Origin of the sequence: Janthinobacterium sp. HH102 (assembly GCF_001758625.2) — a bacterium.
In the GTDB taxonomy this organism is placed as follows: Bacteria; Pseudomonadota; Gammaproteobacteria; order Burkholderiales; family Burkholderiaceae_D; genus Janthinobacterium.
The window spans coordinates 805,520-829,452 of record NZ_CP062062.1 but is presented as its reverse complement, the minus strand read 5'-3'; the positions used below and the strand labels follow the sequence as shown (position 1 = coordinate 829,452).

The 23,933-nt window shown below is 64.1% G+C and carries 17 protein-coding genes and 1 pseudogene; 6 read left to right on the top strand and 12 right to left on the bottom strand.

Going from position 1 to position 23,933, the window contains the following annotated elements:
- The first annotated feature begins 18 nt into the window (after positions 1–18).
- The 4 genes from JAB4_RS03750 to JAB4_RS03735 are packed head-to-tail and all read left to right on the top strand — an operon-like array spanning position 19 to position 5,540.
- A complete protein-coding gene (locus tag JAB4_RS03750; protein WP_070221677.1) occupies positions 19–1,920 on the top strand; it encodes a dynamin family protein in 1,902 nt (633 codons plus the stop codon).
- A gap of 34 nt (positions 1,921–1,954) precedes the next feature.
- Complete coding sequence (gene mutY / locus JAB4_RS03745; protein WP_070221678.1) at positions 1,955–3,118, top strand: A/G-specific adenine glycosylase; 1,164 nt, start codon at positions 1,955–1,957, stop codon at positions 3,116–3,118.
- Positions 3,118–4,920, top strand: coding sequence for a sensor histidine kinase (locus JAB4_RS03740; RefSeq protein WP_083287310.1), 1,803 nt, complete (start codon positions 3,118–3,120; stop codon positions 4,918–4,920). Before mutY ends, JAB4_RS03740 begins: the two co-directional genes overlap by 1 nt.
- Positions 4,917–5,540: a response regulator gene (locus tag JAB4_RS03735; protein WP_070221680.1), complete on the top strand. Its 624-nt coding sequence runs from the start codon at positions 4,917–4,919 to the stop codon at positions 5,538–5,540. The genes JAB4_RS03740 and JAB4_RS03735 overlap by 4 nt, the downstream gene beginning before the upstream one ends.
- Here JAB4_RS03735 and JAB4_RS03730 read toward each other — a convergent pair.
- The 10 genes and pseudogenes from JAB4_RS03730 to pilM all read right to left on the bottom strand — a co-directional run bounded on the left by JAB4_RS03730 (position 5,537) and on the right by pilM (position 19,938).
- Positions 5,537–8,758 carry a molybdopterin dinucleotide binding domain-containing protein gene (locus JAB4_RS03730; RefSeq protein ID WP_070221681.1) on the bottom strand — a complete coding sequence of 1,074 codons (3,222 nt, stop codon included), beginning with the start codon at positions 8,756–8,758 and terminating at the stop codon, positions 5,537–5,539. The genes JAB4_RS03735 and JAB4_RS03730 overlap by 4 nt on opposite strands.
- Before the next feature lie 10 nt (positions 8,759–8,768).
- Entirely contained in the window at positions 8,769–9,881 is a 1,113-nt protein-coding gene (gene nrfD / locus JAB4_RS03725; protein WP_070221682.1) for an NrfD/PsrC family molybdoenzyme membrane anchor subunit, read from the bottom strand.
- 3 nt (positions 9,882–9,884) lie between these two features.
- Entirely contained in the window at positions 9,885–10,595 is a 711-nt protein-coding gene (dsrO, locus tag JAB4_RS03720) for a sulfate reduction electron transfer complex DsrMKJOP subunit DsrO (protein WP_070221683.1), read from the bottom strand.
- A 357-nt stretch (positions 10,596–10,952) separates the two neighbouring features.
- A complete protein-coding gene (locus JAB4_RS03715) occupies positions 10,953–12,104 on the bottom strand; it encodes a deoxyguanosinetriphosphate triphosphohydrolase (protein ID WP_070221684.1) in 1,152 nt (383 codons plus the stop codon).
- 2 nt (positions 12,105–12,106) lie between these two features.
- Positions 12,107–13,768, bottom strand: coding sequence for a bifunctional shikimate kinase/3-dehydroquinate synthase AroKB (gene aroKB / locus JAB4_RS03710; RefSeq protein ID WP_227742089.1), 1,662 nt, complete (start codon positions 13,766–13,768; stop codon positions 12,107–12,109).
- 60 nt (positions 13,769–13,828) lie between these two features.
- Positions 13,829–16,039: a hypothetical protein gene (locus JAB4_RS03705; RefSeq protein WP_070221686.1), complete on the bottom strand. Its 2,211-nt coding sequence runs from the start codon at positions 16,037–16,039 to the stop codon at positions 13,829–13,831.
- A 112-nt stretch (positions 16,040–16,151) separates the two neighbouring features.
- Positions 16,152–17,483 (bottom strand): annotated as a pseudogene (locus JAB4_RS03700) (type IV pilus secretin PilQ family protein); the annotation flags it as partial.
- A gap of 86 nt (positions 17,484–17,569) precedes the next feature.
- A complete protein-coding gene (locus tag JAB4_RS03695) occupies positions 17,570–18,583 on the bottom strand; it encodes a pilus assembly protein PilP (protein ID WP_070221687.1) in 1,014 nt (337 codons plus the stop codon).
- A gap of 165 nt (positions 18,584–18,748) precedes the next feature.
- Positions 18,749–19,309, bottom strand: a complete 561-nt coding sequence (locus tag JAB4_RS03690) for a PilN domain-containing protein (protein ID WP_070221688.1) — start codon at positions 19,307–19,309, stop codon at positions 18,749–18,751.
- Positions 19,306–19,938 carry a pilus assembly protein PilM gene (gene pilM, locus JAB4_RS03685; protein WP_070221689.1) on the bottom strand — a complete coding sequence of 211 codons (633 nt, stop codon included), beginning with the start codon at positions 19,936–19,938 and terminating at the stop codon, positions 19,306–19,308. Before pilM ends, JAB4_RS03690 begins: the two co-directional genes overlap by 4 nt.
- A 300-nt stretch (positions 19,939–20,238) precedes the next feature.
- Between pilM and JAB4_RS03680 the strand changes: the two genes are divergently transcribed.
- Positions 20,239–22,584 (top strand): penicillin-binding protein 1A, encoded by a 2,346-nt coding sequence (locus JAB4_RS03680; protein WP_070221690.1) that lies wholly within the window; start codon positions 20,239–20,241, stop codon positions 22,582–22,584.
- Positions 22,585–22,721: 137 nt separating this feature from the next.
- Here the strand turns inward: JAB4_RS03680 and cyaY are convergent, their stop codons facing one another.
- A complete protein-coding gene (gene cyaY / locus JAB4_RS03675) occupies positions 22,722–23,051 on the bottom strand; it encodes an iron donor protein CyaY (protein WP_070221691.1) in 330 nt (109 codons plus the stop codon).
- Between the two features lie 40 nt (positions 23,052–23,091).
- Between cyaY and JAB4_RS03670 the strand changes: the two genes are divergently transcribed.
- Entirely contained in the window at positions 23,092–23,274 is a 183-nt protein-coding gene (locus JAB4_RS03670) for a lipoprotein (protein WP_070221692.1), read from the top strand.
- Here JAB4_RS03670 and JAB4_RS03665 read toward each other — a convergent pair.
- A complete protein-coding gene (locus JAB4_RS03665; protein ID WP_070221693.1) occupies positions 23,271–23,924 on the bottom strand; it encodes a protein-methionine-sulfoxide reductase heme-binding subunit MsrQ in 654 nt (217 codons plus the stop codon). The two genes, JAB4_RS03670 and JAB4_RS03665, sit on opposite strands and share 4 nt — an antisense overlap.
- Positions 23,925–23,933 lie beyond the last annotated feature (9 nt).

Below are 23,933 nucleotides of genomic sequence, written 5' to 3'. Positions count from 1 at the left end.
ACTCACAGAGGGAGCCAGATGGTCAGAGACCTGGAACAATACAGCGCATGGCGACAGGACGTGCAGGCCGCCTTGCAGGCATACCGGCAAGCCGCCAGCGCGGCGGGCCTGGTCGACGGCGCCTCCGCGCTGCGCCTGGCGCGCTGTGGCTCCCGCCTGCTCGATGACCGTTTATCCGTCGCCTTCGTGGCGGAATTCTCGCGCGGCAAATCCGAGCTGATCAACGCCATCTTCTTTGCCGGCTATGGCCAGCGCATCCTGCCCTCGGGCGCGGGCCGCACCACCATGTGCCCCACCGAGCTGCTGTACGACGCGGCCTGGCCGCCATCGATCCGCCTGCTGCCCATCGAGACGCGCGCGCAGAACCTGTCGACCAGCGACTACCGCGAACTGCCCGCCGCCTGGACCGTCCTGCCCCTGAATATCGAAGCGGGCGACGACATGCAGGAAGCCATCCGCCAGGTCAGCCTGACGAAAAAAGTCAACGTGGAAGAAGCGGCGCGCTACGGCCTGTATGACGCCGGCGATGCGGACGCTCCCGCCATGCTCGACGAGGACGGCCAGGTGGAAATTTCCATGTGGCGCCACGCCATCATCAACTTTCCCCATCCGCTGCTGAAACAGGGCCTGGTCATCCTCGACACGCCCGGCCTGAACGCCATCGGCACGGAACCGGAACTGACCCTGAACCTGATCCCGAATGCGCACGCAGTGCTGTTCATCCTGGCGGCCGACACGGGCGTCACGCGCAGCGACATCGAAGTGTGGCGCAACCATATCGGCGCCGGCGCGGGACGCCTGGTGGTGCTCAACAAGATCGACAGCATGTGGGATGAATTGCGCGGCGATGCCGAGGTGGCGCAGGCCATCGAACGCCAGCAGGCCAGCGTGGCGCACCTGTTGACGCTGGACGCGGGCCAGGTGTTCCCCGTCTCGGCGCAAAAGGCCCTGGTGGGCAAGATCAACCACGATGCGGCGCTGCTGGAAAAAAGCCGCCTGCAGGCGCTGGAGACGGCCCTGTTCGAGGAGCTGATTCCCGCGCGCAAGGACATCATCCGGCGCCAGCTGGCGTTCGACCTGGACGCCATCGAAGCGGCGCAGCAGGTGCAGGCGGCGGCCCGCGCGCGCGGCATCGCCGAGCAGCTGCATGAACTGCACAGCCTGCGCGGCAAGAACCAGAGCGTGATCGCCCACATGATGCGGCGCATCGACATCGAGAAGAAGGAATTCGACAGCAGCCTGTTCAAGCTGCAAGCGACGCGCGCCGTGTTTACCCGGCTGTCGACGGAGCTGTACACGAGCCTGGGCATGGACATCGTGCGCGACGATATCGACGGCGTGCGCGCCGCCATGCAGCGCAGCCGCTTTTTCACGGGCCTGCGCGAAGCCGTGCGCCAGTATTTCGAGCGTATCGGCCAGAACCTCGACCGCTCGGAAGGCAAGACGGCCGAGATCACGGAAATGATGAACGTGATGTACCGCAAATTCGCCTCCGAACATGGCCTGGCGCTGGCCTTGCCGATGCCGTTTTCGCTGGCCCGCTACCGCCAGGAGATCGCCGATATCGAAGCCGTCTACCATAAACAGTTCGGCACGGCGACCCTGCTGACCACCAGCCGCGTCGTGCTGATGGAAAAATTCTTCGACACCATCGCCTCGCGCGTGCGCCGCAGTTTCACCAACGCCAACGACGACGCCAGCGCCTGGCTGAAAGTCATCATGGCGCCGCTCGAAGCGCAGATCGTCGAGTACAAGGAACAGCTGAAACTGCGCTTTGCCTCGATCCAGCGCATCCATGACGCCACGGGCAGCCTGGAACAGAAAATCGCCGGCTTCGAAGCGAGCCTGGCGGCGCTCGAACGCGACAAGGCGCAGCTGGCGCAATTGCTGGCGGCCTTGCGCGCGGCCAGCGCCGCATGAACCCTACGCACTGAATACAACCCTGGAATCCTGCATGAAACGTCTGCTGCATCCGCTCTCGCCCGCCACGGGCGCGGCACCTTTGGAAGATTACGTCGACCCGACTTTTTCCGCCACCGTCATCGCCTGGCAAAAGCAGCATGGCCGCCACGCGCTGCCGTGGCAAAACACGCGCGACGCCTACCTGATCTGGCTGTCCGAAATCATGCTGCAGCAAACACAGGTCACCGCCGTGCTCGGCTACTACGCGCGCTTCCTCGAACGCTTCCCCACCCTGCGCGATTTGGCCGCAGCCCCGGTGGAAGACGTGATGGCGCAGTGGAGCGGCCTCGGTTACTACACGCGGGCACGCAACCTGCACAAGTGCGCGCAGCGCGTGGTGGCCGAATATGACGGCGTGTTCCCCAGCGACCCGCTGCTACTGGCCGACCTGCCCGGCATCGGCCGCTCGACGGCGGCCGCCATTTCCGCGTTTTCCAGCGGCACGCGCGCGGCCATCATGGACGGCAACGTCAAGCGCGTATTCGCGCGCACTTTCGGCATCGACGCCTATCCCGGCGAAAAACGGGTCGAGGAAGCCATGTGGCGCCGCGCCGAGGCGCTGCTGCCTGAAACAGGTATCGAAGCCTACACGCAGGGCCTGATGGACTTCGGCGCCACCCTGTGCACGCGCAGCAGCCCCGATTGCGGCCGCTGTCCGCTGCAGCCGCGCTGCGTGGCCTACGCCACCCATCGGGTCAAAGACTTACCTGTACGCAAGCCGAAGAAAACCAGTCCGGAAAAACATGCCGTCATGCTCGTCATCATCGACGACGGCCAGGTGCTGCTGGAGCAGCGCCCCGGCTCGGGCATCTGGGGCGGCTTGCTGTCGCTGCCGGAACTCGATGGCCACGTGCTGGCCGATGAAGTCGCACCGCGCGAGATAAGCCAGCAGGCCCTGGCGCGCGCCGTGGCGCCGTTCGGCGAAATCGAGACCCAGGAACGGCTGCTGCCCATCGTGCACGGGTTTACCCACTACAAGCTGCACATCGTCCCCTGCCACATCACCCTGGCGCGCCGTTTGGCGCTGGCCGGAGAGTCCACGCACGTCTGGTACGACGGCGCGAAGATCGCCGACGCGCCGCTGCCCGCACCGATCAAGAAACTGCTGCTGGACCTGTTCGGCGATGCGCGCGCGGCGCAGCGCAGCATGTTCTAGTGCGCAGGCTTGTAGCACTGGCGCTGGCGGCGCTGTGCCTGCACGGCGCGCAAGCGGCTGACGCGCTGCCGGAGGTACCAGAGGTGAGAATAGGCGTGCTCGCCTACAAGGGCGGCGACGCCGTGCAGCAGGACTGGTCGTACGTGACGCGCCACCTGCAAGCGAGCATCCCCGGCATCCGTTTTACATTGGCCGACTACGACCAGGCGGGCCTGACGCGCGCCGTGCAGTCGCAGGCCATCGCCTTTGCCATCACCAGCAGCGGCCACTACGTGGCGCTCGAACACAGCGACGGCGCCAGCCGCATCGCCACGCTGGAGTCGCCGTGGACGGACTCGCCGCGCCAGGCCATCGGCTCGGCCATCGTCGTGCGCAGCGCGTCGCCGCTGCACGACCTGGCCGACCTGGCAGGCAAGAACGTGATGGCGGTGGCGCCCGACGCGTTTGGCGGCTACCAGATCGCCGCGCGCGAACTGCAGGAAGCGGGCATCGATCCCGCGCACGATTTTGCCAGCCTGCGCTACAGCGGCTTTCCTTCGCAGCAGATCGTCGAGGCCGTGCGTGCTGGCAGCATGGACGCCGGCATCGTGCGCACCTGTTTGCTGGAACAGATGGTGGCGCGCGGCGAAGTGCGGGCCGAGGAACTGCGCGTCATCACCACGCGTCCGATTCCCGGTTTTCGCTGCGCCAGCTCGTCGCGGCTGTATCCGGACTGGCCCTTCGTGGTCCTGCGCCAGACGCCGCCCCCGTTGGCAAAAAAAGTGGCGCAGGCCCTGCTGGCCATGCCGCGCACCGGCGAGGGCTACAGCTGGACGGTGCCCAGCGATTACCAGATCGTCGACGAACTGTTCCGCGAACTGCGCATCGGCCCCTACGCCTACCTGAACAAGCTGACGTTCGAGACGGCCCTGCGCCGCTACTGGGGCTGGATGCTGCTGGTGCTGGCCTTGCTGGTGGCGTGGGCAGTGCACACGGTGCGCGTGGAATACCTGGTCAGCCGGCGCACGGAGCAATTGCGCGCGGCGCAGCACCAGCAGCGCGCGCTGGAAGAACAGGCGCGCCAGCGCCAGGCCACGCTCGACCACACGGCGCGCCTGGCCATCCTGGGCGAAATGGCCAGCGCCATCGCGCACGAATTGAACCAGCCGCTGGCGGCCATCGGCAATTTCGCGCGCGGCATGGCGCGCCGCATCACGGCGGGACGGCTCGACGCGGCGCCCTTGCTCGACGGCGCGCAGGAAATCGCCACGCAAAGCGAGCGCGCGGGCGCCATCATCCGGCACATCCGCGCGATGGCGCAAAAGCGTCCCGCGCACAGCACGGCCTTCGCGCTGGCCGACGCCGTGGAGCAGGCGGTATCGCTGTTCCGCGCGGCCCATCCGCAAGCCAATATCAGCTGGCGTCACGAGGCGGTCAGCGCTGCACCGCGCGTGCTGGCCGACCCGCAGCAAGTGCAGCAGGTGCTGCTCAATTTATTGAAAAATGCGCTCGACGCGCAGGTGGAAAACGACCATCCGCAGCACCCGATCGGCGTGCTGCTGCACCGCGAAAACGGCGCCTGCACGGTGGCCGTGCGCGACGCCGGCTGCGGCCTCGATGCGGCGCAGATGGCGCGCCTGTTCGAGCCCTTCTTTACCACCAAGGCCGAAGGCCTGGGACTGGGCATGTCCCTCAGCAAAAGCATCATCGAGTCGTTCGGCGGCAGCCTGTCGGCCCATGCCAACGCCGATGCGCCAGGCTTGACGGTCTGGTTCCGCCTGCCCGAAGATACGCATATGGAAGTAGATAAGGAAACACCATGAACGAAAGCGATGCGATCATCTTTGTCGTCGACGACGACGCCGCCATGCGCCGCTCGCTGGCCTATCTGTTCGATTCGGCCGGCTGGCAAGTGCAGACGTTCGAATCGGCGCGCGACTTCCTGCAGCGCTACGAGGGCCATGTGCCGGGCTGCCTGCTGCTCGACGTGCGCATGCCGCTGATGAGCGGACTGGAACTGCAGCAGGAGTTGAATAACAGGACCGGACACGCCATATCGCTGCCCGTGATTTTCCTCAGCGGCCACGGCGACCTGGCCATGGCCGTGCAGACGATGAAAGCGGGCGCCTGCGATTTTCTGGAAAAGCCGTGCAAGGACCAGGTATTGCTGGACGCCGTCTCGCGTGCCGTGGCCCGCAGCGTGGAAGAAAGCCGCAGCGCCGCCAGCGCGAATACGGCGCAAACGGCGCTGGCCAGGCTCACCGCGCGCGAGCGCGAAGTGGCGCTGCTGATGGCCGAAGGCAAGGCCTCGAAAGTCATCGCCCGCGAGCTCGGTATCAGCGACAAGACGGTGCAGGTGCACCGCCATAACGCGATGGAAAAACTGGGCCTGCATTCAGCAGCCGAGGTGGCCCGGCTGCTGATGGCGGGTGGGCAAATCTAGGCCCGCACGATGCGGGCAGGAAGCCCCTGCCGCACCGACGTGCCCGAGACGGGATCGACAAACACGTTCTTGTCGCCGCGGCTCGGATCCGTCAGCCCCAGGTCGTTCAGGTTGATGCCCGCGCCGATGGCCGGTTCGTCGGGCTGGCGCAGCTTGCCGATGCGGTGGGCGCGCGCGCCGTGCTCCTTGTGGCCGAAACCGTGTTCGACGGCGATCACGCCGCGCTGCACGCCGTGGCGCAGCATCACCGTGGCCCTGGCCTTGCCGCCCGGCGTCTCCAGATAAATCTGGTCGCCATTTTCCAGCTTCAGGCGCGCCGCATCGTCGGGATGCACGGCGACCGGGTTGTCCGGATGGATGCCGCGCAAGCGCCGCGCACCGATGCTGTAGGAGTTCTGCAGCGCCGATTTAAAGCTGATCAACTCGAACGGCCATTCGCTGGCCGGGTAGGTTTTGCGCACGGGCGTGCCGTCGGCGAACGCCGCCACCCTCCAGGCGGGCGTGCCGGGAAAACGCTTGCCGCTCAAGCTGTTCTTGCTCACGCCCAGACCCTCGTTGTACAGCATCATCGGTTTCAGGTAGCGGTGCGTGGACCAGTCCTGCGGATACGGCGTCTCATCAAGCACCGGCACGGGCGCTGCCAGTGCCTTGGCATTCGCCGGCGGCGGCAGACGCAGGCCGAACATCTCGCCATAGCTCTGGTAGCGCCCTCCCCGCGCCAGCATGAAGGCCACCTTGCGCCACTCTTCCGGCTTCAGGGTGCGCTCCAGTTCGGGGCGGATGCGCGCCACGCCGGCCAGTTCGATGTCGTCGTCGCTCGCCTCCGGCACGGCCGTCTTGCCCTGCCAGGCGATGTTGGCGCCGCCGCGCAGATACCAGTCTTCCGCGCGCTGCAATGGGAAGCGCTGGCCCTCCATGTCTTGCAGGGCTTCCGGGCCGAAGCCGGGCAAGGCCATCGTTTTGGCCAGCGCGATGAAGAACGATTCCATGCAGATGCTCTGGCCGTCCGGCGTCTTTTGCACGCGCGGCTCGACCACGGGCCAGCGCGCCGTGCTCATTTTGACGGGCATGCCGCCCCAGGCGCCGGCCCAGCCCCAGCTTTCATACAGCAAGGTATCGGGCAGCAGATAGTCGGCAAACGCCGAGCTTTCATTGATGAAGGGGTCGATGGCGACGATCAGGGGAATCTTCTTCGGATCGGCCAGCTCCTTGCCGATCTGCGCGCGCAAGCCCGTGATGCCGTAGACGGGATTGCAGCTCCACAGGATCAGCGCCTTCAAGGTGTACGGATAGCCGTTCATGGCGCTGGTGAGCCATTCGGTGGCCAGCGCGGGCGCGTTCGGATACCACGGCGCCCTGGCCGGATACGCCTTGCCCGCTTCCTTCTTCAGCTTGAATTCCGAGGTTTTTTCATACGGCACATTGCGCCCGATCGGCATGCCCGTCGCCTTGATCTCGCCGTCGAAACTTTCGAGGTTGTAGCGCGGGCCGGGGCCCGCATCCTTGAAGCTGCCGCCGTTGATCAGGGTGCCGCCCTTGCGGTTCAAATTGCCGATCAGGGTATTGAGCATGACCAGCGCATACGCGTTATAGAAACCTGCGCCCGACATCATGCCGCCGTGCGCATTGACGGCGGCGCGCTTGCCGTGGCTGGTCAGTTCCCGCGCCAGGCCTTCGATGATGTCAAGCGGGATGCCGCAGGCGCTGGAATAGTCCTCCATGCTGTGGCGCTGCGCTTCTTCGTTGAGCATCGTCATGGCCGTCTTCAGGTGCAGCGGCGCGCCGGTCACGTCCAGCGGGCCGTCGAAGAACAGGCGCGCTTCGCCCTTGGCGGCATTGTGCGGCACGATCGCTTGCGTGGCCGCGTCGATCACGCAGAACGCGTCACCATCCTTGTAGCGCTCCTCTTCCGCCAGTTCCACCGCGCCGATGTCCGACGCGCGCAGATAGCGGCCGTCGCGCGGATGGCCCTTCTCGCTGATGATCAGATGCGTGGCGTTGCACCAGGCGGCTTCGCCTGCCGCTTCCGCCACCTTCAGGTTCGGCTGCACGAGGAAGTTGCGGTCATAGCGTTCGTGCTCGATGATCCAGCGGATCATGGCCATGGCCAGCGCGCCATCCGTGCCCGGCTTGATCGGCACCCAGCGGCTGCGGTCGCCCGCGGCCAGGCTGTCCGCATTCGTCAGCACGGGGTCGACGACGACGTAGCTGAAATCGCGCTTGCCCGAACGGGCTTTCGCGATCAAGGTGCCCTGGCGCTTGAACGGGTTGCCCGCATTGCCGGGCGCCGTGCCGACGAAGATGCAGAACTCCGTGTTTTCCAGGTCCACTTTCGCATGCGGCATTTTCTTCATGTCGCCGAACATGGCGCCCGAGCCGCTGCGGTAGGCGCCGCCGCAATACGAGCCGTGGTTGACCAGGTTCAGACTGCCGTACGACTGCTTGAAAAAACGCGTGCCGAACGCCAGACGGCCATCGTCGGTGCTGCACATCAGGCCCACCTGATTGACTTGCGGACCCAGTTCCGGCTGCGCCGGATCGATCGGTTTTTCCAGCTCGCGCAAGGCGCGCAAGCCCTGCACGTGGCCTTCGCCAAACAGGTCGCCGCCTTCCGTCACTTCCTTGACCAACTGGTCGAAGGCGATCGGCTCCCACTGGCCGCCGCCGCGCGGTCCCACGCGCTTCATGGGCGCCAGCACGCGGAAAGGCGACTCCATCTGTTCCAGCACGCCGTTGCCGCGGCCGCAAGCGGTGGAACGTCCCTTCAAGCCCTTTTCCTCGAAACGCGACAGGGAAATGAAGCTGTCGCGTATCGGGGTCTGGTACGGCAGCGCCGGATCGGCCGACAGGGGGCTGTACGGATTGCCCGCCACGCGCAGCACCTTGCCGCTTTTTTTATCCAGGCGCACGCGCACGCCGCAAAACGTGGTGCAGCCCATGCACATGGTGTAGCTGACCTGCTGGTCGGGATTGACCGTCAGTTTGCCCGTGGCCGTGTCGACGGAAAACTCGGGCGCCAGCGAATTGCCGTGCAAGCGCTGTACGGGTTTGTCCTTGCCCAGCGCGTGGTCGACCATGCGGCCGGCCGTGGTGGAAAAGCTGGCGGCAAAGGCGGCCAGCCCGCCGCCGATGGCGCCATAGCGCAGCAGCTTGCGGCGTTTTTCTTTTTCGTCTTCAGGGACGTCATTGCGGTCGTCGTTGTGTATTTGATCGTTCATTGTTGACTCCTCAGTGCGTGGCCATGGCGGGACGGCTGCGTGCAGCGACGACGCGTCCGGCCCATGGCAAAAATTCCAGCATCAGCAACAGCAGCGCGATCCACAGGCCGGCCGTGCCGATAATCCCCATCAAGCCGTCGTTCCCCATCGGCAGGTGGTAGTCGTACAGGCCCGCGCCCGTCTTCGGGATGTTCTGCCCGCCGATGAAAATCGTCCAGCGCATCATCCAGGCGCTGTGCAGCGCGATCAGGCCGTTGACGAGGCCACTCGTGGCGGGACGCCAGATGGCCAGGGCCATCGGCACGATTGACGACAGCACGGCCCAGACTGCCGTGAACTGCCATTGCGGCATGCCCGCCACCTGGGTAAAGGCCATGCTGTGGCTGGCGCTTACGCCGGACAGGCTGACGAACAGCCAGCCGCCGCCCAGCGCCAGCACCAGCGCCAGCGACAGCGCCAGCGCGCGGTTCAGGGACACTTCCAGCGCCATGTCGCGGCCCGGCAGGAAACGGTTGAACAGCAGCGCCAGGCCCACCGCCCCGACAAAGGCCGTGGCGGCAAATTGCGCCGGCAGGAACGGCGTGAACCACAGTGGACGGGCGCGCACCACCATTACTTCCATGCCCGTGTACAGCCCCACCACGAAGGCGGCGAGCAGGGTGAAGGCGGCGGCGGTGATGATGGCCTTGCGCGATGCGGCGCCGCCACGTCCCAGCAGCCGATAGGCAAAGGCCAGGCGGTCCCGACCCTGCCCCCGCGCGGCGAAGTCCCCGCGCAGCGCCAGCCACGCGTACAGCATCAGACAGCCCAGATACAGGGGAATGAAGAACGAACCCCACGACATCCACGACTGCGGCTGGAAGTAAATGTAGAAATGGTAGAAGCGGCCCGGCCCGTGCAAGTCGGCCAGCAGCGCCACGGGCGCCGTCATGCCGCAGACGAGGGACGCGAGCAGCGCGATGCGCCCCAGGCGTTCATACGCCTTGCGGCCGAAGACGAAGTACGGCAGGGTCAGCATGAAGCTGCCGTAACTGAGGCCGATGAGGAAAAAATACTGCACCGCCCACGGCAGCCATGCCGCTTCGCGCGTGACGTTGACAATTTCGGTGATGTGGCTGTCCATGGTTTATTTCCCGTGTTTGCTCGGTTGCCAAAGTGTCGCTTCGCCCTCGACGTGGCCGGCGAAGCGCGTGTCCAGTCCCAGGTAAAACACGTGGGGCTGGGTACCCTGTTCAGGCTTCAGCACCTTCACCTTGTTCTCGCTGAGCAGCTGATGCACCATGCTGTCCGGATCATTGAGGTCGCCGAAGATGCGCGCGCCGCCCACGCAGGTTTCCACGCAGGCCGGCAGCAGGCCTTCATCGACCCTGTGCGCGCAGAACGTGCACTTGTCGGCCTTGCCCGTCTCGTGGTTGATGAAGCGCGCATCGTAGGGGCAGGCCTGCACGCAGTAGGCGCAGCCCACGCAACGGTCGCCATCGACGACGACGACGCCATCCTTGCGCTGGAAGGTGGCGCCCACGGGACAGACGGGGATGCAGGGAGGATTGGCGCAGTGATTGCACAGGCGCGGCAGCATGTAAGTGCCGCAGCGGTTCTCTTCCTTGACTTCATAGGTCGAGACGACGGTGCGAAAGCTGTTTTCCGGCACGGCGTTTTCCATGATGCAGGAGACCGTGCATGCCTGGCAGCCGATGCACTTCTGCACATCGACCACCATCGCCCAGCGCTGGCCGCCTTCGCCCCTGGTGGCGGCCTTGCCGGGCAGCGGCGCGATGGCCGCCCCGATGGTAACGGCGGGCAAGGCGCGCAAGAAACTGCGGCGCGATTCGATCATGACACTCTCCTTGACGATGGGCGGCAAGCCCTTGTTGACTTGCTGCCATGATAGAAAAGAAGTTGCCGTACGGATATTGGGGTGATCGTGCGGGGACCTAGATGATCATGCCAATTGACAGGATCGACAATGCGGAGTAGGTCAGATTAGCGGGGCCGCCGAGGCGCGCCAGCGCGTAATCCGACAACATTGTTGGCATGAAGTGTCGTGGTATCGCGCAGACATGTCGGATTACGCTGCGCTAATCCGACCTACGTCAGATTCCCCATGACCGCTTGCATAGGTAGGTCGGGTTAGCCGGCACGGCGTAACCCGACATGCAGCGTCGCGCGGGCATGTCAGTCCACGCAGTGACCGTTACAGCTCGTCGAGCGAATACAGACGGCGGTGCTCGCGGATCGCGTAGCGGTCCGTCATGCCGGCGATATAGTCCGCGATCTTGCGCGCCTGCTTTGTCACATCATCGCCGCTGACCTGATAATCGGGCGGCAGCAGGGCCGGTTCGGCCATGAAGCTGTCGTACAGTTCGCGCACGATGCGGCTGGCCTTCACGCGCATGCGGTTGACCTGGTAGTGACGGTACAGGTTCGCGCGCAGGAAGCGTTTCAGGTCCGTCGCATCCTTGCGCATGGCGTCCGAGAAACGGATCAGCGGCGGACTGGCGCGCACTTCGCTGACGTCGCGGGGAGCGGCGTCCGCAATCAGGGCCGTCGACGTGACGATCAGATCGTCGGCCAGGGCCGTGATCAGGCGGCGCAGGGTTTCGTAGATGGCGCGCCGGCCCGACAGGCCGGGAAACGCCTGCTGCACGTCGCGCCACAGGCGGCCGAAGAATTCCACGTCTTCCAGCTGGGCGATGGTGATCAGGCCCGAACGCAGGCCATCGTCGATATCGTGGCTGTTGTAGGCGATTTCATCGGCCAGGTTGGTCAGCTGCGCTTCCAGGGTCGGTTGCGTGCGGTCGATGAAGCGCTGCGCCACGGGACCGAGTTCGCGCGCATGCGCGAGCGAGCAATGTTTTAATATGCCTTCGCGCGTCTCGAACATCAGGTTCAAGCCATCGAAGGCGCCGTAGTGCTCTTCCAGCGTGTCGACCACGCGCAGGCTTTGCAGGTTGTGCTCGAAGCCGCCGTGCGCCTGCATGCACTCGTTGAGCACGTCCTGGCCCACGTGGCCGAACGGCGTGTGGCCCAGGTCATGCGCGAGCGCGATGGCTTCGACCAGGTCTTCGTTCAGGCGCAGGTTGCGCGCGATGGAGCGGCCCACCTGCGCCACTTCCAGGCTGTGCGTGAGGCGCGTGCGAAACAGGTCTCCCTCGTGATTGAGGAAAACCTGGGTCTTGTATTCGAGGCGGCGGAAAGCCGAGGAATGGATGATGCGGTCGCGGTCGCGCTGGAACTGGCTGCGCGAGGCGTGCGCCGCCTCGGCAAAGCGACGTCCCTGCCCCTGTGCCGAATGGGCGGCATAGGGGGCTAGCCATCCTTGGGCGAGGACGTCTTCCGGCGTCATGGCTATTGCACTCCGGCGGCCAGGGTGGCCAGCACCAGTTCGTGCGGCGCGGACGTGATGCATGGGCTGCCCAATGGTTTCAACAGGATGAACTTGATGGCGCCGCCCTCGTTCTTCTTGTCCACTTCCATCAATTCCAGCCAGCGGTCGACACCGAGGTCCGGCGCTTTCACCGGCAGGCCGGCGGCGGCGACGAGCTTGCGCACGCGCTCGACGGCCGCCTGGTCGATATAGCCCATGCGGCACGACAGGTCGGCCGCCATCACCATGCCGCAGCCGACGGCTTCGCCGTGCAGCCAGTGGCCGTAGCCCAGGCCCGCCTCGATGGCATGGCCGAAGGTGTGTCCGAAGTTCAGGATGGCGCGCAAGCCGCCTTCGCGCTCGTCCTGACGCACGACGTCGGCCTTGATTTCGCACGAGCGGGCGATCGCATAGGCGAGCGCACCCTTGTCGCGCGCCATCAGCTTGTCCATGTTCGCTTCGATCCAGTCGAAAAACGCGGCATCGATGATGGCGCCATGCTTGATCACTTCGGCCAGGCCCGCCGACAGCTCGCGCGCCGGCAGGGTTTCCAGTGTTGAGGTGTCGGCGATCACGGCGCGCGGCTGGTAGAAGGCGCCGATCATGTTCTTGCCCAGCGGGTGGTTGATGCCCGTCTTGCCGCCGACGGAAGAATCGACCTGCGCCAGCAGGGTGGTCGGCACCTGCACGAAGCCGATGCCGCGCATGTAGCTGGCCGCCGCGTAGCCGGTCAGGTCGCCGATCACGCCGCCGCCCAGCGCCACCAAGGTGGTCTTGCGGTCGCATTTATTGGCCAGCAGCGCATCGAAGATCTGCATCAGGCTGGCCCAGTTTTTATATTCTTCGCCGTCCGGCAGGACGATGCAGATCACTTCGCGGCCATCGCTGGCCAGCGCCGCCTGTAGGCGGCCCAGGTACAGCGGCGCGACGGTGGTATTGGTGACGATGGCCACCTTGTGGCCGCTGATATGGCGCAGCAGCGCATCGGCGTCGGCCAGCAGGCCGGGACCGATGGCGATCGGATAACTGCGTTCGTCGAGGTCTACGCTCAACAACATTTTGGATTGCTCGTTCATCGAAGGCTCTGCATGAATGACGCAGTTGGGCGAGGCCTCGCACTCGAGGCTGGCCAGCTGCATCAGGATGGTCTGAACCATCGATTGTACGTTAGGACGGCCCGTGTCGATGACAATGTCGGCCACTTCCATGTAATGGGGCTCGCGTTGCGCCGTCAATTCTTCCAGCTTGCGGCGCGGGTCGGCCGTCTGCAGCAGGGGACGGTTCTTGTCGTGGCTGGTGCGCGCGAGGATGTTGCTGACGCTGGCGCGCAGGTAGACGACCGTGCCCCGCTCCTTCAGGTAGGCGCGGCTGTCGGCGTTGAGGATCGCCCCGCCGCCCGTGGCCATGACGATCCCTTCCTGGGCGCTCAGGTCGCGGATGACCTCGGCCTCGCGCCGGCGAAAGCTGGCCTCGCCCTCGATCTCGAAGATCCACGGGATGGTCGCTCCCGTGCGTGCCTCGATTTCGTGGTCGGAATCGACAAAGCGCAAGCCCAGCTTGCGGGCCAGGATGCGCCCGATCGTGGTTTTGCCTGCGCCCATGAGGCCGACAAGAAAGATATTACTGTTGGAAATTTCGGACACTTTTTATATCAATCAGAAAATAAGCAGGCGCCGCCTCTACGGCGCCCGTTTCCCCTTACGTCAAGGACAGGAGAATGTCAGTCTAAACGGGTAACTGGTGGCGTTACCCAGCGGCGTCGTCACTGTTACATTAAACGTGCTGACCACATTCGCTACACAATTTGTCGGCGTCAGACTGTTAATTGTAACGGCATGCCGGCCTCCCTGGTTACCTTGAATGTTGCCTCCGGTACGGTCATCCACGCCAAGCGTGTTGTGCGGATAGATATTTTGTATGCTGTCCGGAGTAATGGATCCAACGCCATTGATCATATTCGTAATCGCGACCGTGGTCCCAGAGGGCATGGGGTTTTGATGCAAATCGCTGAATCTCAAGCTGAATTGACGCACTGCAGCGGCTGAAACGCTTCCAAGATCATAGGTGCTGCGATCCAGGCTTACCTGGGCCGACTGATCGAACAGCATGACATTCTCGGGACGGCTGCCGCTCAGGAAGATGGCGATCTTCGCGAACAACGTCTTGTTCCCGTCCGAAGTGCTGGCGCAGACGGTAGCAAGACCGGGCCACAGGCTGTCGGCCGTGCCGCCATTGCTGACATCATTGCAGGGCGTGACAGGTGGATTGGTCGCCACACGCGGGTTCTGGCTGCGGAAGTCGACCGAGCAGCCACCATTCATGGTAGTGCAGCCGCCCATGCTGGACGAGCCGATGGCGCCCAAATTGCTCTGAAATACCACCGGCGTGCCGTCAGGAACAGGGTTGCCCGCTTGGTCTGCCAGCAAGATAGTGACGGTCGTGGCAGGGGTGCCTAAGGGGCTGTCATACGACCAGCCTTCCACGCTAGACTTGACGGAGCTGAGCGAAAACGCCGTTTGCACAGGCAAACCCGTCGTTACTAGGATGGAATCGGACAAGGTGGAAATGCCAGAGGCCAGGCTGGCCTTAACACGGAAGGTGGTCGGGGTGGTGCCGGAATTCACGGTGGTGATGACGTCACCATTGGCATCCGTGGTGTCTTTCACTTTATTGAGCGTCATGCCAGGGCCGTTCAACAACGAAAACGTCACTTCCTGGCCGACCAGAGGTTTGTTGAAAGTATCGAATACGCGGAAAGTGAGCGTAGCCATTTCCGTGCGCGCTATGCCGCCCTGCCCCTGAATCACGATCGATTTTCCTACCGGACTGACGCTGGAAAATTGTACCGATGCCGGCGCGACGCGGCCGATCGGCAGCGTCGCGTGATACATGGAAGCGCTGCCCGCCACTGTGGCATTGACCATATCGTAGTCATTGCAACCCAGGTCGCGGAAAACAGCTGTGGCCTTGCCATTGACTACCGGCACGCCGCTGGTCACGCTAGCCTTGCCGGCCTGCACGCAAGTCGAACTGAAATTTACCGTCTGGCCTGATCCGGTGTACAGGCTGTTGCCAGCCATGACATCAACCGTGACGTTGGTGGTGCCATAGGCCGGGATGCTGGCGGGCGAAAACCGCATGTTCTCGGCACTCAGGTCGGTGGCTCCCAGCACATAATTGATCTGGCTGCTGGCAACGGCACCATTGGCCGTCGTGGTCGCCCGCAACGTGGCGGCGCCGCTGGCCGACAGACTGAAAGGACGCAGCGTTACGCTGGCCGTACCTGTCGCATCGGTCAGTGCCGTCCCTACCGATGGTGACATCACTGCCATGGTATTGTCAGTCGAGAATGCCACCAACACGTCGCTGATCGGTTTTCCGTTCAAATCGGTCACCAACGCCTTGGCCGTCAGCGGCATGGCGCTCGACAGCGCGTTACTGGCGCTGCCGCCATTGAGCAGCGCCAGTGTCATTTTGGCGCCCGATGCCTGGGCCGTCTTGATTTCATAACTGGCGTCGCCGGTGACCATAGCGGTGCCTGCCGCGACAGTGGCCGTCAGCTTGCCGGCACCGGTGACCGTCGCATTCAAGGCCGAGACGGTGATACTGGCATAGCCCTTGGCGTCGGTCAGCGCCGTGCCGTTGGTCGATGACAACGTTACCAGCGCGGGGTCGGCCGAAAACGTGACCACGGCATTGCTGATAGGAACGCCATTTTTATCGTTGACGAGCGCCTTGGCCGTCAGCGGCGTCGTGCTGCTCAATGCATTGCTAGGCTGGCCAGCGGCGTTCAACAGGCTCACCATGACCGTCGCGGCCACGCCGCCCGTCGTGCCGCCGCTGCTGCCGCCATCGAGGGTCGGATCACCGCCGCCGCCGCCGCAGGCGGCCAGCAGGGAGCCCAGCGCCAGCATGACCAGCCAATTCGATACCCTACTCCAAGAAGTATTGCCAAAAGAAAAATTCCGCATAGTCGCCATCAGTCCGCTTTCGTTTGCATTGTTACTTAAACGTAAAGATGTGACATTAACGTGTTGCTGGCCGATCTGCCACTATTTTCGGCGTAATAAACACCATCAGTTCCGTTTTTTCTTGACTGCGGCCCGTGCTGCGGAAAAAAACACCAAACACGGGGATGTCGCCCAGCAGCGGCACCTTGCTGTCCGTGCCCCGCTCCGATTGCTGATAAATACCGCCCAGCACCACGGTTCCGCCATCTTCCACCATCACTTGCGTGCGCACGTGCTTGGTGTCGATGGCGAAACCGGAGCGGGTTTCCTGGCCCACACTGTCCTTGTTGACGTCCACTTCCAGCACCACGTTGCCGTCGGGCGTGATTTGCGGCGTCACTTCCAGACGCAGGTTCGCCTTGCGAAACGTGATCGACGTGGCGCCGCTGCTGGTGGCCACCTGGTACGGCAGTTCGATGCCCTGCTCGATCAGCGCCAGCACCTTGTCGGCCGTCACCACGCGGGGGCTGGAAATGATCTTGCCCCTGCCGTCCGCTTCCAGCGCGGACAACTCCAGGTTCAGAAAGCGGTTGGCGGCCGCCGAAAACAGGCTCAGGGCGAAGCTGGCCGGCTGCAAGCCATTGATGCTGGCGGCCGGCAAGTTGACGAATTGCGTGTTCGGCACGAAGGCGCCGCTGCCCGCCACCGTTTGCCCCGTCGCCTCGCCCACGCCCTGATACGTGCCGCCGATGGCCGCGCGGCGTCCGCTGCCGCCCAGCGAAAAACCGGGCACCTGGCCCGCCGCCAGCCGCTGGTCCGTAAAACCGAGGCGCGCGCCCAGGTTGCGGCTGAAACTGTCGTTCGCCTCGACGATGCGCGCCTCGATCATGACTTGTCGGGTTGGAATATCCGTCTTGGCGATCAGCTGACGGATCTGCTCCAGGCGCGCCGGCACGTCGGTGACAAACAGCTGATTCGTGCGCGGCTCGATCAGCACGCTGCCACGGCGCGACAGCAGCCGGCTGCGCCCTTCCCCCGCGTCCAGGCCGAACACGGTACGGAACGCTTCGGCTTTCTGGTAATTGAGCTGGAAGATGTTTGATTGCAAGGGTTCAAGTTCCGCGATCTGCGCGCGCGTTTCGAGCTCCAGTTTTTCGCGCGCGAGGATTTCCTCACGCGGCGCAATCCACAGCACGTTGCCATTGCGCCGCATGTCCAGGCCCTTGGCCTGCAGCAGCACGTCGAGCGCCTGGTCCCACGGCAAGTCGCGCAGGCGCAGGGTTACATTGCCCGCCACGCTATCGCTGGCGATGATGTTTTGCCCGGACGCATCGGCCAGGATGTGCAAGGCCGCGCGCACGCCCACGTTCTGGAAATCGACGGAGATTTTATCGCCCGCATACAGACGCGGCGCCGTCACCTGCACCACCGCCTCCTGGGCAAGGACACCGGCATGCAGACACAGCATGGCGGCCACGAGCATGCGGAGCGGCCTCATGGCGCCGCCTCGGGCAGGCTGGCCTTCGCCCCTGCCACCTGCAAGGCCAGGCTGCCGCGCCGCTCGCGCCAGGGGCCATCCGCCTCGCGCAGCAATTCACGGTACTGCACGGCCTGTTCACTGATGCCCGTCACCACACCGTGGTCTTGCCCCAGATACTGGCCCACGGCCACACGGTACACGCGCTGGCCCGCCAGCAGCAGCGCGTTCAGGCGCCCGTCCTGTTGCACGCTGCCGACCATGGTGATGGCAGGCAAGGCCACGCTTTCCAGCGGCTCGCGCACGCGGCGCGGGTCCGGCCCCGCCACGCCCCCACGCTGTCCGGGCGCGGGCGGCAAGGCATTAAATGGATCGGCCAGGGCCGCCGCCTCGTAGGGATGCGGCGCGACAGCGGCAAGCGGGCGCCATGCCGGCGCACTGCCCTTTGAAGGCAATGCCGCTTGCGCCGCCAGCTCCCCCGCTTCGGGCAAACGATACGCCTGCAACACGGCATCCAGGGTCAGCAAGCGATCCTTGCCAAGGGTCAAGGCCAGCGCATGCACCGTGACGATGCGCGGCAGGCGCGCCAGGTCTGCCAGCAGCGCGCCCATGGCGTGGTAGCCGCCACGCAACTGTATCGTGATCGGCAAGGCGACATACGGCGCTTGCGGCCGCGCCGCGCCCGGCTTGAACAGTGAAAATTGCAGCCCGCGCGACTGGCCGGCGGCATTAATGTCCGTCAACAGCGCCGCCATCGCCTGCTGGTCGGGCAGTTGCTGTTCCAGCAGGGCCAGCTCGGCGCCGGCCTGACGCTGCTCTGCACGCCACCGCGGCAACTGCTTTGCCCTGGCCTGCGCCGCCAGATAATCGGCGCGCAAGCGGGCTTCCTCACTGTGCGCCAATCGCACGGCAGCCATCAGTCCATCGAGCCACGTGACGTGCAGCAGGGCAGTCACCAGCATGCCGGCCAGCGCAGCGCAAGCGAGGCGCGCCGGCAGCGGCCACAGTGACGCGGTCTTCAAGCTCAGCATGATCAACCTCCACGACTAAGAGCCTATCCCAGTAGATGAATACATCTCTTGCAAGCGCCCCTCAGAAGCGGGGAGTCGTCGCGTGGCTCGCCACGCGTCCTCCTCGCGCCTTGTCCGCGCTCCTGATGTGCTGCCTGCGAAAGACGCTCCCTACTGGGATAGGCTTCAAGATTGTCCAGCGGGTGCCAAAGCCAGCCGTATCGTCCATTCCACGGCGCCATCGGCCGCGCCGCGCACTTCAAGCACTTCCGGCCGGGACCAGGGCGCGGCCTGCGCCAGCGCCAATAATAGTGCCGCGACCTTTTCCTGCGAAACGGCCTGCCCTTGCAGGCGCACCATCGCCGTTTCCTGGCGCACACTGTGCAGGGCGACGCCAGCCGGCATCGCCTGGGCCAGGGCCGCCAGCATGCGTACCCAGGCATTGCGCTGCTCTTGCAGACTAGCAATGGCCTGTTGGCGCAGCAGCAGGGCCGCCGTCTCGCCCTGCACGCGCTTGCCTGTGACAAGGACCGTATTGACTTGCTGCATGGCATGGCGCCAGTCCTCCTGGCGGTGCAACTGCACGTCGAGCTGGTGCTGCAGCCAGGCACCCGCCGCCAAGGCCGTCAGCAATCCCAACAGCGCCCCGCCGGCCAGTTGCCACAGCAGCCGCTGAATACGCCTGCGGCGTGCCGCCTGGCGATACGGCAAAAGATTGATGCATGGCACTTCCGCCACGGCCTTCATCGGGCGTACCGGTGCATGGCCAGGCCCCAGGCCAGTTGATAGTTCAGGCCGCCGCCGGGCAAGGCTTGCCAGCCGCCCTGCGCGAGCGCCGCCTGCAAGGCAAGCGCCTCGCTATCCATAATGACGGGCGTCAAGCCGGCCGCCTTGGCCGCATCGAGACGGCGCTGCACACTGGCGCGCCGCGCCGCCACCAGCAGCACGTCGATCTCGCTGCCGGTCTGGCCGGCAAGCGGCGGCGCAGGGCCGAGAATGAAAAAATCCAGGTTGGCGTCTTCCAGCGCAAACGGCATGTATTGTCCCGCTTCCAGTTCCACGAGGATTTCCAGTTGTTCCTCCGGCAATCCGGCAGGCAGGCGGATCGCATGCGTGATCAGGGCCGTGGCCGGCATGGCCAGCGCCACGCGCGTGCAGCCGCTGCCACTGTCGCGGCATGCCAGGCGCACGGCGGCAGCCAGGCCCTGCAGATCTTCGATCATGCCCTCACGCATTACTCCTGCCGCCAGCGCGGCGCGGCCGCAATGCCGGCACGCCAGTGTTCCCCGCCGGCGTATCAACTCGACCACGCGCACGGCGTCGTCCGCGATGTCGACGCCCAGCAAGCCGGTGCCAAGAAGACTGCTGATGGACATGTTTTTCATAGAGAAACGTCAGCGTGGAAGGAGGTTCTGCCATCCGCAAGCCTAGTCCCGGCAGCGCTGGCTTGTAAACGGATTTCACGCTGGTGTCTGCGGCGCGCGGCGCCTATCTGGCGGGGCCGTGATCTGGCGCAGGATAATTGTTACCAAATCCTGGTTGCCAGCGGGCCAATACACGCTTATATAGAGTATCGGCAAGTTTCAACACTCCCCCGGCAAGCGCCACGGCGCGCTGCCACCCCGGCAAGCTCGCTTATAATTGGCCGGCATAATTAACCGAAAGACATACGACGCATGACATCTTCAAAATCCGCTGGCCCCGCTGGCTCGAAGCCGCCCACCAAGGGCAGCAAACCCAAACGTTTCCTGCTGATGGCCCTGGCATCGCTGCTGGGCCTGGGCATCGTCGGCGTGTTGCTGGTGGTCTTCGGCCTGGCCATGGCCTATCCGAACCTGCCGGCGCTCGATACCTTGACCGATTACAAGCCCAAGATGCCGCTGCGCGTGTTCACGTCCGACAGTGTGCTGATCGGCGAGTTCGGCGAGGAACGGCGCAACATGGTGCACATCAAGGATATTCCCGATGTCATGAAGAAAGCCGTGCTGGCCATCGAAGATGACCGCTTCTATGAGCATGGCGGCGTCGATTACCTGGGCATCACCCGCGCTGCCCTGCACAACCTGACGGGCGGCGCCAAGCAAGGCGCCTCGACCATCACGCAGCAGGTGGCACGCAATTTCTTCCTGTCCAGCGAACAGACCTTGAAACGCAAGGCATATGAAGTCTTGCTGGCATGGAAGATCGAGAAAAACCTCAGCAAGGACCAGATCCTCGAAGTGTATATGAACCAGATTTATCTGGGACAGCGTGCCTACGGCTTCGCCTCGGCCGCGCAAATCTATTTCGGCAAGAATATCCAGGATCTGACCGTGGCCGAAGCGGCCATGCTGGCCGGCTTGCCGAAAGCGCCGTCCGCCTACAATCCCGTCGTCAATCCGAAACGCGCGCGCATGCGCCAGCAATACATTCTGCAGCGCATGGCGCAGCTGGGCTACATCACGCCGGCGCAGTACGAAGAAGCGAAAAATGAAGAGCTGAAAGTGAAAACCGACAGCAGCGCCTTCGGCGTGCACGCGGAATACGTGTCGGAAATGGCGCGCCAGCTGGTCTACGAGCAATTCAAGGAAGACACGTATACGCGCGGCCTGAACGTCTACACCACCATCACCAAGGCCGACCAGGACGCCGCCTACATCGCCTTGCGCAAGGGCGTGATGGATTACGAAAAACGCCACGGCTACCGCGGCCCGGAAGCGTATATCGAGATTCCGAAGACCAAGGCCGAAGCCGATGACGCGATCGAGACGGAGCTGGCCGACCACCCGGACAGCGACGACATCATCGCCGCCATGGTGCTGCAAGCTTCGCCCAAATCGTTGCAGGCTGTCACCTCGGCCGGCGAGGAAATCACCATTACCGGCCCCGGCCTGACCTTCGGCGCGGCCTGGCTGTCGGAAAAAGCGGCGCCGAACCGCCGCATCAAGCGCGGCGCCGTGATCCGTGTCATGCAGGAAAACAACGCCTGGGTCCTGACGCAGATGCCGGAAGTGCAATCGGCATTCATCTCGGCCAGCACCACGGACGGCGCCATCCGCGCCATGGTGGGCGGCTTCGATTACAACCGCAACAAGTTCAACCACGTCACGCAGGCGTGGCGCCAGCCCGGTTCCGCGTTCAAGCCCTTCATCTATTCCGCCTCGCTGGAACGGGGCCTGTCGCCGGCCACCATCATCAACGATGCGCCGATCTCGTTCGACGCGGGCCAGACGGGCGGCCAGGCGTGGGAACCGAAGAACTACGACAGCAAATACGATGGCCCGATGACCATGCGCAAGGGCTTGATGAAATCGAAGAACATGATTTCCATCCGCATCCTGCACAAGATCGGCGCCAAGTACGGCCAGGAATACGCGACGCGCTTCGGCTTTGACGCGGACAAGAACCCGCCCTACCTGACCCTGGCCCTGGGCGCCGGCAACGTGACGCCCCTGCAGATGGCCGGCGCCTACGCCGTGTTCGCCAACGGCGGCTACAAGATCAACCCGTACCTGATCGCCAAGGTGACCGATAGCGACGGCAATGTCCTGTCGCAAGCCAAGCCGGACCTGGCGGGCGAGGAAGCCAACCGCGTCATCGACGAGCGCAATGCCTTCATGATGAACAGCATGCTCAACGACGTCGTGCGCTTCGGTACGGCAAATAAAGCCATGGCCCTGAAGCGCCCTGACCTGGCCGGCAAGACGGGTACCACCAACGATTCCATCGACGCGTGGTTCGCCGGCTACCAGGCCAAGCTGGTGGGCATCGCCTGGATCGGCTACGACCAGCCGCGCAACCTGGGCAACCGGGAAACGGGCGGCGGCCTGGCCTTGCCGATCTGGATCAGCTACATGGCGAAGGCATTGAAGAGCATTCCCGTCGAGGAACGCGCCGTGCCGGAAGGCTTGATCCGCGTGGGCGACGAGTACTACTATGCGGAAAATCCACCGGGCACGGGCGTCGGCAGCCTGGAAGGCGCGGCGCGCGGCACGCCGGAAGAAGAAAAGGCGAAAGAAGCCGTGAAGAACGAGTTGTTCTGACGGCAGCGCATGGAGTAGGTCGGGTTAGGCCGCAGGCCGTCACCCGACACCACGCCGGCGCCAAATGTTGTCGGATTACGCAAGCAAAAAGGGCAGCCCATGCAGGCTGCCCTTTTTATTGCGCGCGGCTAAAACAATTACTTCAATACCACCGGTGCGCCCGCCTGCTCGCTGGCCATGCCGGACAAGGCCGCAAACAGTTCCGAGCCGTCGCGCGTATTGATCCACTCGTCGCCCACGCGCTTGTAATGAAAACCGCCGGAACGGGCGGCCACCCACATTTCGCGCATGGGGGCCTGGCTGTTGACGATGATTTTCGTGCCGTTATCGATGAATTCGATTTCCAGCACGTTGCCGCTGCGGCTACATTCGACGTCGAGCACGTCTTCATCGTTCAGCCGGTCCAGCGCCGCCTCGATCTGGGTCAGGGTGGCTTCGGCCAGGGCCAGGAATTCCGATTCGCTCATGCTACACTCCAAAGATCTTAATCAAACCGTGATTCTAATCGTGAAGTCATCCTCAGCGTTTTATATCGGCATCGCCATTGTGGTTTCTAGCGTCCTGGCCGGCTGCGGCCAGCCCGGTCCCCTGTATCTGCCCAAGCCGCCAGCGGCCAAGGGCGCGCCAGCCAAAGGTCCCGTCGAACCGGCCCCCGTGCCGCCACCGCCCGTCATCGTGCCGGCGACCTAAACGGAGCGCACCGGGGTGGCGGCATGCGCCGCCCTGGCATTTTTGACACGCTTGCTCCAGGCAAAATATACTCGGATTAACAGCAGTAGCGCGACGATACTGCCGAACAGGATCGGTTGCGCGAAATTATGCTTGCCCGCCTTCATCCACCAGAAGTGCAGGATGCCTAGCGGCGCGATGACATAGATCAACCGGTGCAGCCACTGCCAGCGCTTGCCGCCCAGCCGCTTGACCATGCCGTTCGTGCTCGTCACGGCCAGCGGAATCAGCAAGACAAAGGCAATAAAGCCCACCGTGATGAACGGCCGCTTGAGCACATCCTTCCACATTTCCTGCAGATCGAAAAAGTGATCGAACCATAAAAACGTGGTGAAGTGCAGCGCCGCGTAGAAAAACGCAAACAGGCCCAGCATGCGCCGCAGCTTGATCAGCCAATTCCATTGGGTGAGGCGCCGCAAGGGCGTCACCGCCAGGCTGATGCACAGGAAATACAGGGTCCAGTCGCCCGTGCCGCGCGTGATGAATTCCAGCGGCTCCACCAGTTGCCCCGTGTATGTCAGCCAGACCATGCGCACGAACGGCAGCAGCGCCAGCAAAAAGATCAGGCTTTTCAGCAGCGACAACTGCCTGATCGAGGGATTGAGGGCCATGGTCTTTCC

Coding starts and splice junctions, on each gene's coding strand:
- JAB4_RS03750 (WP_070221677.1), top strand. CDS start 19: ATGGTCAGAGACCTGGAACAATACAGCGCATGGCGACAGGACGTGCAG.
- mutY (WP_070221678.1), top strand. CDS start 1,955: ATGAAACGTCTGCTGCATCCGCTCTCGCCCGCCACGGGCGCGGCACCT.
- JAB4_RS03735 (WP_070221680.1), top strand. CDS start 4,917: ATGAACGAAAGCGATGCGATCATCTTTGTCGTCGACGACGACGCCGCC.
- JAB4_RS03730 (WP_070221681.1), bottom strand. CDS start 8,758: ATGAACGATCAAATACACAACGACGACCGCAATGACGTCCCTGAAGAC.
- nrfD (WP_070221682.1), bottom strand. CDS start 9,881: ATGGACAGCCACATCACCGAAATTGTCAACGTCACGCGCGAAGCGGCA.
- dsrO (WP_070221683.1), bottom strand. CDS start 10,595: ATGATCGAATCGCGCCGCAGTTTCTTGCGCGCCTTGCCCGCCGTTACC.
- JAB4_RS03715 (WP_070221684.1), bottom strand. CDS start 12,104: ATGACGCCGGAAGACGTCCTCGCCCAAGGATGGCTAGCCCCCTATGCC.
- JAB4_RS03705 (WP_070221686.1), bottom strand. CDS start 16,039: ATGCTGGCGCTGGGCTCCCTGCTGGCCGCCTGCGGCGGCGGCGGCGGT.
- JAB4_RS03695 (WP_070221687.1), bottom strand. CDS start 18,583: ATGCTGAGCTTGAAGACCGCGTCACTGTGGCCGCTGCCGGCGCGCCTC.
- JAB4_RS03690 (WP_070221688.1), bottom strand. CDS start 19,309: ATGAAGGCCGTGGCGGAAGTGCCATGCATCAATCTTTTGCCGTATCGC.
- pilM (WP_070221689.1), bottom strand. CDS start 19,938: ATGTCCATCAGCAGTCTTCTTGGCACCGGCTTGCTGGGCGTCGACATC.
- JAB4_RS03680 (WP_070221690.1), top strand. CDS start 20,239: ATGACATCTTCAAAATCCGCTGGCCCCGCTGGCTCGAAGCCGCCCACC.
- cyaY (WP_070221691.1), bottom strand. CDS start 23,051: ATGAGCGAATCGGAATTCCTGGCCCTGGCCGAAGCCACCCTGACCCAG.
- JAB4_RS03665 (WP_070221693.1), bottom strand. CDS start 23,924: ATGGCCCTCAATCCCTCGATCAGGCAGTTGTCGCTGCTGAAAAGCCTG.